17 protein-coding genes are annotated in these 17,923 nt (G+C 39.1%); 9 read left to right on the top strand and 8 right to left on the bottom strand.

What is annotated here, in order from left to right; genetic code table 11:
• Positions 1–255 precede the first annotated feature (255 nt).
• Positions 256–957 carry a metal-dependent hydrolase gene (locus tag GQR38_RS08915; RefSeq protein ID WP_165721910.1) on the bottom strand — a complete coding sequence of 234 codons (702 nt, stop codon included), beginning with the start codon at positions 955–957 and terminating at the stop codon, positions 256–258.
• Positions 958–1,219: 262 nt separating this feature from the next.
• Here GQR38_RS08915 and GQR38_RS08920 point away from each other — a divergent pair, with 262 nt between their 5' ends.
• Positions 1,220–1,642, top strand: coding sequence for a hypothetical protein (locus GQR38_RS08920; RefSeq protein ID WP_024598372.1), 423 nt, complete (start codon positions 1,220–1,222; stop codon positions 1,640–1,642).
• A gap of 31 nt (positions 1,643–1,673) precedes the next feature.
• On the opposite strand, the gene GQR38_RS08925 is transcribed toward GQR38_RS08920, so the two are convergent.
• Genes GQR38_RS08925 through GQR38_RS08935 form a run of 3 tightly spaced genes read right to left on the bottom strand, consistent with a single transcriptional unit; the run spans position 1,674 to position 5,000 of the window.
• Positions 1,674–3,302, bottom strand: coding sequence for a sensor domain-containing diguanylate cyclase (locus GQR38_RS08925; protein ID WP_165721909.1), 1,629 nt, complete (start codon positions 3,300–3,302; stop codon positions 1,674–1,676).
• On the bottom strand, positions 3,289–3,735 hold the full coding sequence (locus GQR38_RS08930) for a hypothetical protein (RefSeq protein WP_165721908.1): 447 nt from the start codon (positions 3,733–3,735) through the stop codon (positions 3,289–3,291). Before GQR38_RS08930 ends, GQR38_RS08925 begins: the two co-directional genes overlap by 14 nt.
• Positions 3,736–3,737: 2 nt before the next feature.
• On the bottom strand, positions 3,738–5,000 hold the full coding sequence (locus tag GQR38_RS08935; protein WP_165721907.1) for a hypothetical protein: 1,263 nt from the start codon (positions 4,998–5,000) through the stop codon (positions 3,738–3,740).
• Between the two features lie 360 nt (positions 5,001–5,360).
• Between GQR38_RS08935 and GQR38_RS08940 the strand changes: the two genes are divergently transcribed.
• The 4 genes from GQR38_RS08940 to GQR38_RS08955 are packed head-to-tail and all read left to right on the top strand — an operon-like array spanning position 5,361 to position 11,067.
• Positions 5,361–6,173 (top strand): ABC transporter ATP-binding protein, encoded by an 813-nt coding sequence (locus tag GQR38_RS08940; RefSeq protein WP_346774070.1) that lies wholly within the window; start codon positions 5,361–5,363, stop codon positions 6,171–6,173.
• Positions 6,173–7,621, top strand: coding sequence for a DUF3526 domain-containing protein (locus tag GQR38_RS08945; RefSeq protein WP_165721906.1), 1,449 nt, complete (start codon positions 6,173–6,175; stop codon positions 7,619–7,621). Before GQR38_RS08940 ends, GQR38_RS08945 begins: the two co-directional genes overlap by 1 nt.
• On the top strand, positions 7,618–8,940 hold the full coding sequence (locus GQR38_RS08950; protein WP_165721905.1) for a DUF3526 domain-containing protein: 1,323 nt from the start codon (positions 7,618–7,620) through the stop codon (positions 8,938–8,940). Before GQR38_RS08945 ends, GQR38_RS08950 begins: the two co-directional genes overlap by 4 nt.
• A gap of 15 nt (positions 8,941–8,955) precedes the next feature.
• Positions 8,956–11,067 (top strand): TonB-dependent siderophore receptor, encoded by a 2,112-nt coding sequence (locus GQR38_RS08955; protein ID WP_165721904.1) that lies wholly within the window; start codon positions 8,956–8,958, stop codon positions 11,065–11,067.
• 84 nt (positions 11,068–11,151) lie between these two features.
• On the opposite strand, the gene GQR38_RS08960 is transcribed toward GQR38_RS08955, so the two are convergent.
• Together GQR38_RS08960 and msrA are read right to left on the bottom strand one after the other, a co-directional pair.
• A complete protein-coding gene (locus tag GQR38_RS08960) occupies positions 11,152–12,066 on the bottom strand; it encodes a 2OG-Fe(II) oxygenase family protein (RefSeq protein WP_165721903.1) in 915 nt (304 codons plus the stop codon).
• A gap of 226 nt (positions 12,067–12,292) precedes the next feature.
• Positions 12,293–12,892 carry a peptide-methionine (S)-S-oxide reductase MsrA gene (gene msrA, locus GQR38_RS08965; RefSeq protein ID WP_165721902.1) on the bottom strand — a complete coding sequence of 200 codons (600 nt, stop codon included), beginning with the start codon at positions 12,890–12,892 and terminating at the stop codon, positions 12,293–12,295.
• Between the two features lie 287 nt (positions 12,893–13,179).
• Here msrA and GQR38_RS08970 point away from each other — a divergent pair, with 287 nt between their 5' ends.
• Entirely contained in the window at positions 13,180–13,374 is a 195-nt protein-coding gene (locus GQR38_RS08970) for a CPXCG motif-containing cysteine-rich protein (RefSeq protein WP_024593951.1), read from the top strand.
• Positions 13,375–13,432: 58 nt separating this feature from the next.
• Here the strand turns inward: GQR38_RS08970 and GQR38_RS08975 are convergent, their stop codons facing one another.
• The gene (locus tag GQR38_RS08975) at positions 13,433–13,633 is read right to left on the bottom strand and encodes a hypothetical protein (RefSeq protein WP_007586727.1); all 201 of its coding nucleotides are present in this window, start codon (positions 13,631–13,633) and stop codon (positions 13,433–13,435) included.
• 107 nt (positions 13,634–13,740) lie between these two features.
• On the opposite strand from GQR38_RS08975, the gene GQR38_RS08980 reads away from it, so the two are divergent.
• The 3 genes from GQR38_RS08980 (at position 13,741) to GQR38_RS08990 (ending at position 15,914) form a co-directional block, all read left to right on the top strand.
• Entirely contained in the window at positions 13,741–14,223 is a 483-nt protein-coding gene (locus tag GQR38_RS08980; RefSeq protein WP_165721901.1) for a GNAT family N-acetyltransferase, read from the top strand.
• 167 nt (positions 14,224–14,390) lie between these two features.
• The gene (locus GQR38_RS08985) at positions 14,391–15,002 is read left to right on the top strand and encodes a MarC family protein (RefSeq protein WP_010552776.1); all 612 of its coding nucleotides are present in this window, start codon (positions 14,391–14,393) and stop codon (positions 15,000–15,002) included.
• Positions 15,003–15,032: 30 nt separating this feature from the next.
• A complete protein-coding gene (locus tag GQR38_RS08990; RefSeq protein WP_165721900.1) occupies positions 15,033–15,914 on the top strand; it encodes an alpha/beta hydrolase-fold protein in 882 nt (293 codons plus the stop codon).
• Between the two features lie 747 nt (positions 15,915–16,661).
• Here GQR38_RS08990 and GQR38_RS08995 read toward each other — a convergent pair.
• Positions 16,662–17,870: a porin gene (locus GQR38_RS08995; protein ID WP_165721899.1), complete on the bottom strand. Its 1,209-nt coding sequence runs from the start codon at positions 17,868–17,870 to the stop codon at positions 16,662–16,664.
• Between the last annotated feature and the right edge of the window lie 53 nt (positions 17,871–17,923).

Genomic DNA, 17,923 nt, shown 5'->3' on the forward strand with positions numbered 1-17,923 from the left:
CTTAGCCTATAAGACAGGTAAAGCTATTTAATTATTTCACCTAAACCTATAAAAGTATTAATTAATAATAAATAGGCTAAAGCTTTGGATTTTTAACCCAAAATTAAATTGGTAAAACTGTTTTGATTCAAGCCATTTATGCCCTCTAAAAGCGCAGCGACTAATTCCCTCTCAGTAAATCAACGTTTAACTATCTTAATTATCAAGAGGGCACACATTTTGAATATGTGGTTAAACGGCTTAATACTTACGGCGTTAAGATAAAAACGTAAAATGAGACCAGTCACTTAACGCTGTAATAGTTTGCTTTGTAGGGGGCGCAACATAGATTAAACCTGCAATGGCAATAACTGATGCTAGCGTAATTAATTTGTTATCGAAGTCGGCTATTTTTAAAGCTGTTCCGAAAGAGCGTTTAATGGTGACATTGCTTAAATCTACACTGTAAATTTCATCCAGCAATAAATGAATTAACCCGCCTAGTAAAATAAACCCGCCCGTTAACCAGGCAAAAACGGCTGCTTGTGTGGTTGATTGGTCATTCAGTTTCCATACTACTTGAGTCGTTAATAGTGCGCATAACACTATAAATAGTAAAGAGTGGCAACTGCCTCTATGTACTGTGATCCATTCAAAAATTGGCCTAATAATATATTTCATACATCCGTAAACCAATAACGGCACTACAATTAACTCAATAAAGCTAATTGTAATAATGAGCTCGGTGGTTATGTAATGCAGTACCAGTAATACAGCGCTGAGTGCAAATAAGTTAAAAATAGTATCGAGTGATGTGGAGTTATCTGAATCTATGTCGGGTAATAAGCCGCCGATTGAGCCTAAAAACCATAACCAGAGCGCGCCCTTTAATTCAATATGTCCTGCAGATAATAAGGTGGCTGAGGCTAAACCTGTGATGATTACGGCAGTGTTAAGATGAGTATTGAAGTTTGCCATTGTATCTCTTGATGGGAAAAAGTAGGGCATTCTAACAATTGAAAAGTTTATTGTTCAATGTTCTTTTTAAATAGATTTTGTATTACTTTGATTAATCGCTAATAGTACAATTGTTATTCTGTATTGTGGTTAGTGGTGCGAGCAAGTTGTAATTTTTTTGATAAAAATCAATAATACAGATAGTTTTTATTGCCTATTGGCCTTTTGTATTTTTACTAAAAGCCTAGCTATCAACTTATAAAACGGCTTAACTGGAATCCACATGAACCAAAATAGATATAAAGCATCGTTTCCTGCGCCTAATATTGGTAGTGAGTACTTTGTTTCATCAACATGGAGCAGTTATGGTTTCTGGGCTTTATTAGCACTGACTCCGCTTGCTCATTACATGATGTACTATAGCGTTGACGGTTTAGAACATGGCAAAGATTTAAACGCTGTAGGAATTATTGCGCTTGGTGCTCTTGCTTTGTTTGTTTTAAATATAGCAGCCCAATCTATACGTTGGTTAGGCAGGCTTTTGGCAGTGGTTTGCTTTAGCATTAGTCTGTTTTTTATATTATTGCTTATTTACCTCAGTGTATATTCACACTTTCCAATTGCTTATTTAGGTGCTATTTCTTATTTTGGGTTAGCGGCTTATTTTTATAATAAAGACTATTTGAAAGCCATAAAAACACTATAGCATTTACTATGTAGTTACTAATTCACGCCATCTAATTTTTTATATCGTCATAAAATGCAATTTTCCCTCGGCCTGTTTCTTTTATGTGGTAGAGCATATTGTCTGCGTTTACCATTAACGCAACTAATTCGTTGCCATCATTTGGGGACACTGCAATACCTATGCTTGCACCTACTGCGCATGTTTTATTTTGTGAAATATAAATGTCTTGTTGTAACTCGTTTAGCAAAGCGATGGATTGCTCACGCGTTGCTGCTTTGTTGTAGGTATTAACTTGCCTTGCAACAATAAATTCGTCACCGCCTAGGCGGATACATATGTCGGTTTCTTGATTAAAACGCTTTTTAAATCGGTGCGCTATTTCAATAAGCACTTTATCTCCGGCTTCGTGGCCGTAGGTGTCATTTATTGGTTTAAACTTATCTAAATCAATCATCATTAGTACAAGGTGCTGATTATGTTTAACACACTCACGAAGCGCTTTTTTGAGGCGTTTTTCACCCGCGCGGCGGTTAAGTAGGTCAGTAAGTGGGTCGTGATCGGCTTCAAAACGGGTTTGAAATTCGCGTTCTGCGCGCTCAGTTACATCATGTAAAATGACTTCAACTAAGTGTTCTTGATGAGCGCTTCGCTTTGTTTCACGTTGCTCAGTTAATCTTACAAATAAGCAGTGCAACCAAATGGTTTTATGGCCCACTTTACACTCTATATCTAGGGTCGCTTGTGGCGGGTTTTTATCACAACGAATATCTGCAAGCAGGCTTTGTAACTCATCAACGTTATTTAATAGAGCAGGAAAGTGCAAGGTTGATAATTCTTCTTCGCCGGGTACGGTAAAGTAATGTTTAAACGCGGGATTAAAGGTGGTGATAATATTATTGTCATCTAATAAACAAATGCCGGCGCTGGCTTGTTCAAAAATAAGTCTAAATTTTGCTTCTAGTTCTTGGGTTTTTTTACGAAGGGATTGCTCATTACTAATGGTTAACTTTAACTCATGCATTAGAGCGTTTATACCATGCGTTAGCCTGCTTATTTCGTCTCGCTTACCTTGTTTAAATTCTAGCATTGTCATGGTTTCGGGATTAGTGGGGTCAATTGTCGCAAAGCTGTCTGTTAGGTTTTGAATAGGCTGAGTAAGCCATTTGCGTACAACTAACGACACAAAAAAAGCGATGACGATTGATTGAATCAGCATTAAAAGAAATTCTTTTATAAGTGATGACTTTGCTTGCTGTTCAATAAATTTATCGTCGGGGTATATGGCAAGTACACCTATAAAGGAGCCTTCTATAAAGGGATGAATTAATTTAATTAAAACAGCTTCATTTTTTTTGTTAGTAGAGCCACTTGCAATAAATAACTCCATTTCGCCTTTTGCGTTTGCTTCTCCTTCTAGGCTTGCGCCTTGCACTAAATCGTTACTTAGTAAGCCATTGATAATTTCTTGGCTTAATTCATGATCGTTTAAGTAGGCAGCTATTGCGGCTGTTTTTCCCATTGTTTGTGCTAACTGCTGCACGAGTAGGTAATTGGTGTTTTTCTTTTCTTTAAAACCCGAGTAATAAGAAAGTGTTGACGATACTAACGTAACTACAATAGCGACAATGGCGATTGATAGGGCAACGCGTACGTAGAGTGCTTGGCTAATTTTTATCAAATGTGTATACCACTTTTACTGCGTCTGTAACCTGCGATTGAGGAATATAGCCAATTGCAAATTGTGACGCCGCTATTTTGTTTAACGCGTCTTCAACGGATGTTGACGGTGAAGGGGGCTTTGCGCGCCCTGAAAACAATAACCTAGCCCAATAAGCATTAATTTTTTGCTCATCTTTGTTGACCAGTTGCAGGTAAAAATCATTTTTTAATGTTGATTGCGCCGGCAAATCGAGTGGTTTAGAGGTTTCACCATCAGGGAACGTTAAATAACGGCCCATGTAAATATCAATAACTTCGCGCTTAGACAAGGCGTTAATTGTATTACTTTTATTAACCACCACTACAAACTCTGTAGATTTTGCATTAACACTAACAAGGAGCAGGCATAGCGGCAGCAACAGATAAAGGAGTACGTTACGATAGCTCATCATTGTTAAAACACCATACTAGCGTTCAAACTTAGCATATGTACTTTGTGGCCTTTGTCTACATCGGCAGGATTACTAAGACTCCATAAACCCGCGCCTTCGGGCTTTATATCAAAGCGGTCTAATTGAGCTTTTAGCGCTAATCGCTCCGACAGTTGCCATTTTACACCTATGTTAATTGAATGCTGATGAACATAAGGCACCTTAATAGCAGCTTGTGTTGCAAGTGCTAGCTGTTGTATTGGCTCTGAAATTTGATCGGGTATGCCTGGTGAAAAAACAGGTTCGTTTACTTGTATAACATCGTGACGATTTTTTGCTGCTGAAAAGCTCGTGTAAAATATTGCATTATTTACCCTATAACCAGCGCTAATATAAGTATTGAGTACTGATGGAGCTATTATCCAATCGGATTCTGAAATACCTACTTCAGATTGAATAAGCCAATTATTATGATCGTAGGTAAGTCCAAAAGCCGCGTATTCTATACTGTGGCCTTTGGTATTAAATTTGTTAGATATCGTTTGTGCTTGTGGCCATATACTTTGTGGTACTGCGTCTAGTAAAGCTAAAAACTCATCTAGTGAGTCCAGCTTATAGTCACCAAAATCAGACTTTGAAAGTGAAAAGCGCACTGTCCAAGAATCCAGTGAATAGGTAGCACTAAAGGTTGTTAAGTTATCAAAATCTATAAAAAAATCTTTGTTGTATGCTTGTAACTTTGCTGTAGAGCTACCATAGGCGAGCTTTAAGCGTAAAAATCCTTCATCAATGGCTTTACTGTATTCAATATCCACGCCGTCGTAATTTCCTGCAATGTTTGCAAAAGAGTAGTATTCGTGAGGAGGGCGTATCCATAAGTAAGCGTATCCTACATAAGGATATTCAGAGAGTAAGTAAAGATCGCTATTTAGCCGACCAGCACGGATAGCCCAATGGCGTGAGGGGCGGTAACGTACAAAGGCGAGCTCTAAAAAGTTATCAAGACTTTTAAAGGTATGATCTTGTAAAACGACTTGTACCACGGAGTCCCAGTTTTTTGAGAGTGAGATATTAGCTTGCCCACCTAAAATTGAATCACGCGTTGCTGAAAAGCCTGTATCGTTTTCGTTTAAATAATTAGATGCAAAGGCGATATCTGAATCGTCAGTGTAACTGAGTGTTAAGGATGCAAAACCGCTAAATTGCACGTCTATTTCATTTGCATAGCTTTTATTAGCAGCAGAAATTACCAATATAGCTATGGCAATTGTACCTCGGAACAACATGTTAGCGCTTATTTTTATGATATAGATAATAAAAAGATAGCACATTTTTTTAAATTACCAACTTTACTAACATACGTTTTTACCATAGGCATTAGGATGGCATGGACAGGCAGCTTACATTCTTTAGTGTTGGTTTTTAATTTAACTTAAATTGTAAATTTAAAACATAACACTATTCTAAGTTTCACATAAAAGAGGCTATTTTAAGTTGCTTTAATTTTTACCTCTCAAAGTAATATTATATTAACTACGTAACGTTATTTATCTTATTTGTTAATTTACAATGTTATATTGTTGCAATGGGTATTTGATATGGTATAACATTCGTTCCTATGTAATTTCCCTAAATAGAGTTTTAGTGTGACAACACCTACCGCGATTAATAAAACACCACCAATTGAACAAAAAACGTTTGATAAACACGTTAGCAACACAGGCGCCGCTTTAAACGATACGATGATTGAAGTGAGCTCTTTAAATTTTAGTATTAAAAATAACGCTATTTTAAAAAACTTAAGCTTTAGTGTGGCTGCAGGCGAGGTGTATGCGCTACTCGGTGGTAATGGTGCAGGTAAATCAACTACATTAAAAACGTTACTCGGATTTAATAAACCAACTCAAGGCTCTGTAAAAGTAGCCGGTAAAGAGGTTACACAAGCGCTTGATTTTGTACGTGGCAAAACCGCGTATTTGCCAGAGTCGGCAACACTTTACCCGCATTTAACTGCTCGCGAAAATGTTGAATATTTTTTATCACTTGCTGATATTAAAAAATCAGATGAACAAATTAACGCGGCTTTTAATCGTGTTGCACTGCAACACGATGCATGGGATCGCCACATGCAAACTTATTCAAAAGGCATGAGGCAAAAAACAGCAATTGCACTTGCAATACTTCGTGAAGCACCCATTTTTTTACTTGATGAGCCTACATCGGGCCTAGACCCTGTTGCTATTGATGAATTTAATCAACTTGTACGAGAGCTTGCATTAACGGGTGCGACTATTTTAATGGTTACCCACGATGTATACGGTGCCTGCCAAGTCGCTAATCGAATTGGTTTACTTAAAAACGGTGAGCTGGTGGGAGAGTTTGATGCGCCCCAAAGTGGGCGTATTGATACCGAGCAAGTACACGCTGCGTTTGGGCATCACGCTAAAAGAGGTACTTAATGAGTATAAATAACTTTTCAAAGGTGGTGATTGTTGCCAAAGATGAGTGGCGTTATTGGCTTCGCTCAAAATTAGCAATGACCGTGCTTGCTATTGGTTTGGTGCTCACGGTTGCCTCGGTGATTGTAACGGCTATTACCATGATGGAGTTAAGCCACTCACGGCATGAATTACAGGCAACTAGCGATAAAAGCTTTGTTGATCAACCCGACCGTCATCCACACAGAATGGTGCATTATGGGCATTATGCATTTAGAACGCCTTCACCACTTAGTACGCTTGACCCTGGTATTGATGCCTACACAGGCAACTCTATATTTTTAGAAGGGCACAGACAAAATAGCGCAATGTTTGCAGATAGCCGCCAAGGTACTGCATTAACTAAATTAGGTAGTTTAACGCCTGCATTTATTGTACAAACACTCGCACCTTTATTACTGATATTAATTGGCTACAGCGGTATTAGCCGCGAGTGTGAGTCACAAACACTCTCGTATTTGTTATCGCAAGGTACATCGGGCGCAACGCTTATTGCAGGTAAAGGATTGGCGCTACTTTCTGTTGTGGCTTTAATTTTAACTCCGCTGACGGTATCGGCTTTATTTACTGTTGCTGCGGGCGAAAGCTTACTGGCAGTTGTAAGTTTTGTTGTTGGCTACGCTTTATATTTAACTGTGTGGGTATTACTGATTTTACTGGCATCGAGCGTGTTTAGTAAAAACAGTGGCAGCTTTACCGCACTTGCCTTTGTGTGGATTTTACTGTGTATTGTTATGCCACGCGTAGCAAGTACAACAGCCTCCACGGCTGTGCCATCTGCCGGTAAAATAGAAACAGACTTTGCTGTAAAAGCCGAACTTAGAAAACTAGGCGACGGCCACAACACAAACGACCCCGCATTTAAGCAACTTAAACAATCACTCCTTAATAAATATAACGTTAGCAGTATTGATGAGTTACCCGTTAATTTTAGAGGGCTAGTGGCAAGCGAGTCTGAGGCTAAACTCACAAGCGTACTCAATAAGTTTGCTGAGCAGCGTATGCAAGCTGAACTTAAACAAACAAAGGTATCGCGTTATTTTGGTTGGGTTTCACCTATGGTGGCTATTCGGTCGTTATCGATGATTGTGGTAGGCACGAGTATTGAAACTCATCACCGCTTTTTGCGTGAAACCGAACAGTTGCGTTTTGACTTTGTGCAAGGGCTTAACAAAGTTCATGTAGAAAAGCTTAGCTACCAAGACGATATGAACCGCAATGCCAGTACCGAAACGACTAAGCAAGCTCGTGTAAGTGCACAAAATTGGCAAGTACTGCAAAACTTTACTTTTAATGTAGATAACGCACAAGTGAGAGCGCAGCGAAGTATCCCTGCATTTTTACAGTTATTTCTTTGGATTGCAGTGCTGTTAGGCGGTATTAAATTTGTAGGGAAGCGTTTGTTATGAGTTATGTATTTTCACAGCTAATTCGTGAATGGCGTTTTTTACTTCGTCAAAAATATTTAGTGATATTACTAGCATGTACATTTGCTATATCGGGGTTTGCAGTTTTCAGCGGGCTTAGTGAAGTAACACAGCAAAAGCAAACTATTGAGCGCTTAAAAGCCGCCGATTTAACAGACTTAACTAACGTTCAACATAAATACGAAGACCCAGGCTCACTTGCCTATTACAGTTTTCACTTAACGTATTCATCGCCTTCAAATTTAGCGTTTGCTGCTTTAGGCGAGCGCGATATTTACCCATGGAAACACCGCTTAAATTTACTTGCCCTAGAGGGACAAATTTACGAAAGCGATGCGCAAAACGCAGAGCTAGCGCAGGCGGGTAAAATTGATTTTGTATTTGTAGTAAGTGCATTAGCACCGCTGATAGTTATTTTACTATTTCATGATTTATTTGCTAATGAGCGAACAAGCGGTAGGCATGATTTATTAGTAACTACTGCTAGGTCTTACTTTGCATTATGGGGGGCACGTATAACTGTGCGGTTGATTGCGGTAATAGTGTGTTTAATGCTGCCATTTTATATAGGTACATTGCTTAGTCATTCGGCCCTTGCTGATGTGGGGTTTGTTACTTTTATTTGTGTAATTTACATTGCGTTTTGGACTGCGCTCAGTGTGTGGTGGGGTAAAAATGCCAGCAGTGCGCCGCGTGTTGCTTCAACGTTAATTGGTTTTTGGGTGTTAGTTGCTTTTATTATTCCTATTTTAGGCGATTTAGTTATAAACAAAACGGTGCACTCACCAAAGGGCGGCGACATTGTGCTTACTCAAAGAGAGGCCGTTAACGATGCATGGGACTTACCAAAGAAAACAACAATGGATGCTTTTGTTGCTTCAAATCCACAGTGGAAAGATCACGTTGATATGCAAAGCGAGTTTGAGTGGAAATGGTATTACGCATTTCAACAAGTTGGAGACGAAAAAGCAGGTGAACTTTCACATGCGTATCGTGATGCTGCGCATACAAAGTATCAATTAGCGGGAATTGTATCGTGGTTTTCACCGCCATTACTGTTACAACGCAGTTTTACACGACTGGCGAGCACTGATGCTTTAGCTGCATTTAGATACGAATACCGTATGCGAGGATTTCATAAAAGTTTAAGGGAGTTTTACTACCCTTGGCTGTTTATAAAGGGCAACCCACCAAAAGCGGCGCTTAAGAATATGCCTAGCTTTAAAAAAACAATGCTTAATGAAATGGATGAGCCTGAAGTTACAGGCGTTAAGCTAAAAGAAAATTTATCAGTTAACTAATTAACAAGGTTTATAATGAATACCAATAATAAAGGGCTAAAGCTCACCTATTTAAGCGCATGCTTAGTCAGTTTATTTAGCAGCCATGCTATGGCTGTTGAGCAAAACCAAAAAGATGACAGCGTTAATAATAGCCCTATTGAAAGATTGGCTGTAATGGGTTCGCGTCAAGCGTATCAAGGTAAATTTAGTGCGTTAGAAACACCGCAATCAGAACTGAAAATAGATTTAGAAGCGCTTGAAAACGCAGGTGCGATAGATTTAAACCAAGCACTTGATTTATCGGCTTCGGTTGCTCGTCAAAATAACTTTGGTGGACTTTGGAATAGCTTTGCACTACGTGGTTTTGTAGGCGATGAAAACTTACCAAGTAATTACCTTGTAAATGGGTTTAATGCCGGGCGTGGTTTTGGTGGCTCGCGTGATTTGTCGGGTATTGAGTCGGTTGAGGTTTTAAAAGGCCCACGAGCTGCCCTATTTGGCCGAGGAGAGCCTGGTGGTACAGTAAACCTTGTTACTAAACGCCCAACATTTGATACAAGTGGCGAGCTAAAGCTAAGCGTAGGCAGCTTTGACACCTACCGCGCTGATGTAGATTACACCACGCCCCTTAGCGACGACGTAGCAATTAGACTGGTTGGTTTTTATGAAGACGCAAAAAGCTTTCGCGATACGATAGAAACAACTAAACAAGGCTTTAGCCCATCAATAACATGGAATATTAATGATAATAGCCAGCTAATATATGAGCTTGAATACAGCGACCAAGAGGTCCCTTTTGATAGAGGCGTATTAGCCATAGATGGCGAACTTGGTTTAATACCACAGAGCCGCTTTTTAGGTGAGCCAGGTGATGGCCCAATAGAGGCTGACGTACTTGGTCATCAATTAGAGTTTGTTCATGACTTTAATGATAACTGGAGCGTATTACTGGGCGCTAACTATCGTGATACATCGCTTGAGGGTTTTGCTACCGAAACCGGTTTTGCAGGTGTTGTTGATGGCGAGGTAAATCGCTTTAGGCGTTATCGTGATTACGATGCTACATACCAAGTATACCGTGCAGAAGTTACCGGTAATTTAGAGGTTGCTGGGTTAGAGCATCGTTTAATAATTGGTGTGGACTCTGATAAATTCGAAAATGATCAATTTGTTCTTCGCGTGCGTGGCGATCAGTTTATTAATGTATTTAACCCCGTGTATGGTGCGTATGAGTTACCTACGCCAACGGCCAATACCGATAAGTTAGAAGTGCAAGAGTCGTTAGGTATATTTATACAAGACCAAATAAGCCTAACCGATAAGCTAGATATACGTGTAGGTGCACGTTTTGATGACTACGAACAAACACTTAATAACCGTTTAGCGGATACTCAATCTAAGCAAAACGAATCGCGTGTTAGCCCGCAGTTTGGTGTCGTGTATGAGGCGAGTGAGTTTTTATCTGTTTATGCTGCTTATGGCGAAAATTTTAGGCCTTTATCAGGCACTGATACAAATGGCGATGGTTTTGAGCCAAATCAATCAACGTCGTCAGAGGTAGGCGTTAAATTTACTTTAAACGATGGCGCTTTATTTGGCACTATCGCGATGTTTAAAGTAGAGCAAGACAACATGCTGGTGGTTGACGATCCCACTGCATTTACTTTTGCTGCAATAGGGGAAGCACAAAGCAAAGGCATAGAAATTGATATAAACGGTGAGCTAACGGATGATGTAAGCCTATGGTTATCGTATGCGTATGTTGATGCAACTATTGAAAACTCATTTTTTGATGCGAACTTTGGCTATACCGTTGAAGCGGGCAGTTCTTTATTAAATATTCCTAAACATCAACTTAGTTTACAGCTTGTTAAATCAGCCGAGTTATATGGCAAAGCAATTAAATTTGGCGCAGGTTTAGTTTATGTAGACTCTCGAAACGGTTTTTTTGGTACCGACTTTGAGCTACCAAGCTATGCAACAGCGCGTACGTTTATAGATATTGATGTAACTAAGGCAATTGGCTTGCGTGCAGAGGTAGATAACCTGTTTGATGAAACTTATTACACTAACTCATTTGCTGATGCCTGGGTTCAACCGGGCACACCCAGAAGTGTAAGGCTATCTGCAACGTATAAGTTTTAAACGTAAACTAAAACGATACTAACGAAAAGGCTGCTTAAATTAAGCAGCCTTTTTGCTTAGTTAAAAACTTAGTTAAAAACTCGATTAAAATGGTGCATAGCCGTCGTTCGTCTTTTTAGGGTTAATCCAGCGCTGTTTAGCATTAATAGGAATGCGTGGTGCACCTTGTGCTGGTAATCGCCCACGTTCTCCATACAACCACAAAACAAAATTAGTTCGCTCACCACTGGTAATAGGCTTTGCTGCGTGTGCAATATTGCCACGATGTAACATGGCAGTGCCGGGCTTAAACGTAAGTGAATTAATGGAGCCTGTGTACGGGTGATAAAAGTCAACTTCTGACCCTGTAAACTCTTCGCCTGGTAAGTTTAAGTTAATATTAAGCGTTACGGCCGATGCATCGGTATGTGGGCGAATTGACGAATCTGTGTTTGGCTCATAATAAATAGAAAAACCAAATGTTTGTGTATCAAACCCCGTAACCTCCGGGAACAGCATACGCGAAATAGGGCGCATGTAAGTGTTTAGTATTTCGTTATAAAACGCTTGAATGCTTGGCGCTGCTAAATGACCTTCTGATCGGCTATCAAGCATTGCACCACGGCGATTTAACACTATGCCATATGGTGGGCGCATAGGAATTTGCGAATTCCATACTTGTTCTAAATACCCGCGTAATACGGCAAGGCGCTCTGGATCAAAAAATTGAAATTGAAATACATCAGTCGCTACTTCGTGTAATAACGCTTTTACGGCCAGCTCTTTTGATGGATCTTCCCATGCTTGCTTTACTGCTTCGCGTAGGTTTTTATCAAGTAGTGTATCGTCAAGCGTAAACGTTGAGCCATCTATTGATGTTGTTTCCCATTCGCTCCAGGCGTTTGTAATTAGGTCGGTGTTACTATTCCAAAAGTGTTGTACTGCTGGTTCACGGTAAAGCATGGCTTGGCGTGTAGGTAACTCTAGAGCACGCGCTAGCTGTAATTGATTGGCAAACATTTTGTGTAACTCCAGTTGTTGAATTTGGTTTATATCAATCTAGGAGTGCAATTTATTGCATTTGATTTAGTAGATAAACAGCCTGCTTTAGGAAACAGAATATACTATTTATTGATAATGAAGGTTTGTATACTTTTTGAAGCAGAGAAAGCTAGCTTTGTAGATATATAAAAGGCTGCACAATACGCAGCCTTTTGTTGGTGTAATTTAAGTTGCTTAATAAATACTAGTGGGTTGCTCTGTCGCCCCAAATATTTTCTAGGCGGCTATCGCGACCACAACGCCAACGATAAGTGTTGTATCGGATTGGGTTGTTTTTGTAATAATCTTGGTGAAAGCTTTCCCTCCCTTTAATAGGGTAAAAGGTACTTGCGTTTAGTATAGGTGTAACCACAGTTTGATTAGGAAACTCGGCTACAACAGCTGCTTTTGTTTTTTCAGCTAATTTACGTTGTTCGTCGTTTTGTGCAAATATAGCGCTTAAGTAACTAGGGCCTTTATCGCAAAATTGGCCTCTGGCATCAAAAGGATCAATATTTACCCAGTAATGATCAAGTATACCTTGATAGCTTACTATGGCTGGATCGTAAGTGATTTCTACGGCCTCGTAATGGCCTTTATGATTACCATTGTATGTTGGGTTTTTAATTTTTCCGCCTGTAAAGCCCGATATTACATCGGTTACGCCTTCTAGCTTTTCAAAGTCACTTTCCATACACCAAAAACAACCTCCAGCTAAAACGGCTTTTTCGGTTTTAGCTGCATGAGTAAATGTGCTAAACAATATTGCGGCAGATGTTAATACGAGTGCGAGTGATTTTTTCATAAAATTATCCACCTGAAGTGTGAGTTTAAATACTTATGAAGTTAGACCCGCTAAGTGCTAATACTATTTCATTGTAGAGGCATAGTTTTAGCTGGCTAACTTATATATGGTGCAAACTAATGTGCTTAAGATGTTTTATAAACGTAAAGCAGGTATTTAGATCACTTTTTAGTTAGCAGCATGGTTTAATTGGGTTAGCCAAATAAGCGTTATTTAATGGGGTGTTGAATTATGCTGGCTTGTTCATTAAAGTGACAACATTCGAGATATAAATTAGCAGGTGATAAATGAACCAGTTAACTGAAAAATCAATAAGCTGCCCCTATTGTGGAGAAAGTATTGAAGTATTACTTGATGCAGCAGATATTGATGAGCAATACATAGAAGACTGCCAAGTATGCTGTAAGCCTATTTCGTTTGTAGTATTTGAAGATGAAGACGAGTTAAACGTTAATGTTTACAGTGAAGACGAAGCATTTTAACTAGTTAATTAGATATTAGGCTGCAAAATTGCAGCCTTTTTATTGTGTATGTGTTTGGTTAGCTATTTTGCTCACGCGCTAGCTGGTTAGGAAGAAGTTCTTCTACTATTTCGCGTGCTGGAAGTGTATAGCGTGTGCCGTCAAACATTACTGAGGTAAACTCGTTAATATTAGTAATGCCTGTTAAGGTCCAGCCTTCGCCGCGCTTTGGGCAATATACTGTGGTAGTGGGTTGTATTACTTGAAAATCGTCACTCATTACGTTCTCTTACTCTTTTTGCTTTAAAGATAATGCTTGTTAATGGGGTATGGTAAGTTAATAATGCCTGCCCATAAAGAGCTAATTTAACTAACCACTTAAATAAAATGTTTAATACCACAAAGCTTGAACGCGTTACGCTGCGTTTAATTACCCACAAACACGCTGCGTGTTTATTTAATATTTTAAACCACCCGCATGTGTCAGAATTTAACGACTACGAAACACCGCTCAGCAAAACACAAATCAAACAATTAATACAAGATGATATTAGTGCCTACTACGAAGGCGAAGTGATTAGAGTTGCAATTGAACATAATATATCTGGAAAGTTAATGGGTACTTGTGGGCTTTATAATTTAACGCCGTGTAAAAGTAGTGCGTTTATAGGATTTGAGCTGCACCCCGACTTTTGGGATAAAGGCGTAATGTTTGAAGTAGTCACCGGTTTTATTGAAACGCTACTTAAGGAAATTGCGCTTAAACATTTATCGGCTGAGGTGAGTGCACACAATGCACGTTCCCATAATTTACTTATTAAGTTAGGTTTTAGCTTAAGAGAAAATTCTATTTGGCATAAATCACTTTAACGAAAGACGGCAATTATAAGTGCTTATCTTTTTTCAATCCTGAAAGGTCAACGCCTCCAAGTGTAAATAAAATACAAAAAATAACGGCTTTCTATTATAGTTAAGCGTAAGCAAATGAATTTGTTACCCGTGTTTTATTAAATATTTACGCTTAACAAGGATTTTATATGCTAGAAAAACTATCTCAAGATGCGCTTGTTATTTGGGCAACCATTGACCCCATAGGCACTATGGCGCTGTTTGCTGCGCTTACTTCTCATTTAACAGATCAACAACGTCGTAAAACAGCCTTTAAAACGGTCCTCTATGCTGGTTGCGTACTATTGGGTTCTATATTGATTGGGCAGCTAATACTTAATGCGATGGGAATTAGGTTGGTGTCGTTTCAGTTAGGAGGCGGAATTATATTGTTTTTGTTTGGCCTGCAAATGATATTTGGAAACGATTCTAACAAAGCTAAACAAGACCCCGATCACGATATAGCAGTGTTTCCGCTAGCTATACCAGCAACTGCGACCCCTGGCGCTATTTTGGCGGTGATACTACTTACCGACAACCATATACACCCAATTACCACTCAAATAGGCACAGCGCTTGTTACAATTGGTGTGTTGGGTATTACTTTAATACTATTGCTGCTTTCGGGTAAAATAATTAAGCTTATTGGTACTGGCGGCGCGTCTATTTTAACGCGTGTGATGGGGATGATTTTAGCCGCGTTTTCGGTTGAGCTTATTATGACCGCGCTTGAAATAAAACAATGGGTTAAGCTCGATTAAATAACTCTTAAACATTTGAAGGAATGCCGCATGGCAATAAAAATAACAAAACACTATTTTATTAATTTAAGTTTAGCCGTAGTCATTTTTGCTATCGGTATTTTAGCCATACGCTATTACAACCATTATGTATCGGCCTATACAGACGTAACAATTAACTCAAGCGTGCTTAATGAGTCGCGCAAAGTGTTTATAAGATTACCCGCTAATTACAATCCTAAAAAAGCGTATCCGTTAATTATTAAAACCGATGGTAACTTTAATTTAGATACATGGGACAAAGCACTTACAAAACAAGCTAAGAGCGAAAAAGGGGATAAGGCTATATTGGTGTCTATTCCTAATTTGTTTTTTACAGATACACGTAATCGCGATTTAGTGCCTCCTTATGCTCGCCAAGATGTAAATACACAAGCGCGCCCTGAGGGCGAAACACTTATAGAGCCTAATGGTGAAGCCGACAAGTTTTTAGCGTTTATTGAAACTGAGTTATTCCCGTATTTATCGGCAAAATATAAGCTTAGTAATAACCGTGTATTAAGTGGTTTTTCGGCCGGTGGCAGCTTTGTACTTTATACACTGCATACAAGGCCTGAACTGTTTAATGGCTACTTTGCATTTAGCCCAGCGGCTTGGTATGACGACATGACAGTGGTTAATAATGTAGAAGCGTTTTTAACTACTCAAGCAAATAAAATTAAGTCGCCTACTTATTTATACCTTTCGGTGGGTGGAGCAGAGCATCCGTTAATGTTAAAAGCGTTTGATAATTTAGAGTCTGCTTTAACAGCAAATCCTAATAATAACCTTGTGTGGCAAAGCGCTATAAACGAAGGTGCTGAGCATTCAGATAATCCAACACTGAGTGTATCAAAGGCATTAGCTGGTTTTAGTAAGTTTATTAAAAAGTAGGTTAGATAGGCATAACCGGTAACTGTGTGCATATACAGTTACCGGTGTTTTAACTATTTATGATAACGAATCAGCTTCATAGCACTTTACTTAGTTTAATGTTATTAACGACTTACAAAGGGAGTTGTTTTAATTTATTTTTACACAGTAAATACGCGCACTGTGTTTATATACAGCACGTAGGTGTTGAGTTAGAATACAGGCAGTACCTATGAGCATATGTGATCAGCAATAATCAGTGCAAGCACTTTGCAATTTCAATATAGTTTCACCATCTTTATATACTCTGCATGCAATTAATATAAGTTAGCTGGTGGCTTTACAGTAAAAGAACACATCATACTTAATTTTATTATAATGCTAAGCTTAGCAATAGAGTCAAATTGAAAAAAAAGTAATCAGGAAGGTAGTGCAAATAATCAAGTCTACGGTAACTTCAGCCAATAAAGATATAGATGCGAGTAGTTAACCTATTTGTGATTCGTTAAAATTTTGCTCGTTCATTGTATTGGGCAGCAAACGGTAGACGTAAAAATAGGGGCATCGTGAGTTGATGGTATTACACATTAAAAAAACAATACCAGTGCGGCTGTTAATGCATTTGTTGAAATAGCCTTAAATGCAAAACCAAATATTCAACAAAGCATGGCGAAATAAAAAAAGCCCAGTTAAAAAAGTTAAAAGGGCTAAAAGGGTTGTGCTTAGGGAAGTTGTAGTCGTTTTTAAACTTATATTTAGAGCTTATATTTAGAACTTATATCTAAAACCAAATGCTATACCGTCGTCTTCCGACTGCTCCATTTGTGCTTGTTGATCGTTGTTATCACTTTCGAAGTCACTAAAGTCCTTACGCGCTTCTATGTAGGCAATAGTGGCTTCGTCAATTAGGTAATGAAGGCCAATAACAGCAAACTGACGCTTAAATACATCGTTAGGATCGGCGTTAAAGTTTGGCTGAATTACGTAATCATCGCCGGCATCAAACACGTTGTAGGCAATAAAAGGGCGAAAGTCGTTATCAAAACGGTATGATGCGAATGTTTCTATACCAATTGCGTCTTTAATTAAGCGACCAATGTTATCTGTGTCGTGGTTTTTGTTTTTATTTACGTTGGCAGCAACGTAAAGGCCGCGTTTATCGATGCTGCCCCACATAATACCGGCACCATAAATTAAATCTTCAACATTACGAGTAGAGCCATCGCCAAACGTTAAATCAAACTCACCTCGGTTAACACCTGCCGTAAGCGTTAGCATATCGGTAGGGGTATAAGTAACAGACGCACCAAATGTGTAGTTAAATTCAACTTCTTGGGCTGCACTATCGCCAGAGTTCCAAAGCGTTTCGCATTCTTCTTCTGAAATATCGCTTACGTCACAGGTATAAAACTCGCTGTTTTTAAGCTGCGCTTGTACTGCAAAGCTAAAATCGTTATAGCTATTGCGGTACTGGACTAACTTATCACCACGGCCAGTGCCATTTACAGCGCCATCGTCTTTGTTATAGGTGTAAACGCCTGCTGCATTACCATCCCATACAAAGCTATTATTTGTTCCATAAACTACGTCGTACCATGCACCCCATTGTTTACCAATGGTAAGTTGACCGTACTTTTCGTGTGAAAGGCCTGCGTAACCTAAACGGTTATACAAAAATTCGTCCTGAATTGACTCAAAACGATTGTTATAAATAATGTCGCTACTACCAACAGGGTTTACACCCCATTCTACAAGAGCAAGGGCAGTCCAACCTTTCTTTAGCTCTCTAGTAAAACCAAAGTTAATGCGCGAAGTGCCGTTAACAACTTCGGTTTCGTTTTGTGTGTTAATTACACGCACATCAAGATATCCACCTACTTTTAGAGTGTTTTTATCATCTTTGTATAACTCTACCGCCGAGACAGCGGGTGCGAATACAATACTTGCGCTAATCAGTGTCGCTAATTTTTTGCTCATCTTGTGTGTTGCCCTGTGTAAATTTTTAGTGTTTTTACGTAGGTAAAAATTCA

The organism is Pseudoalteromonas sp. c7(2019), from assembly GCF_011378625.1.
Classification (GTDB): domain Bacteria; phylum Pseudomonadota; class Gammaproteobacteria; order Enterobacterales; family Alteromonadaceae; genus Pseudoalteromonas; species Pseudoalteromonas arctica.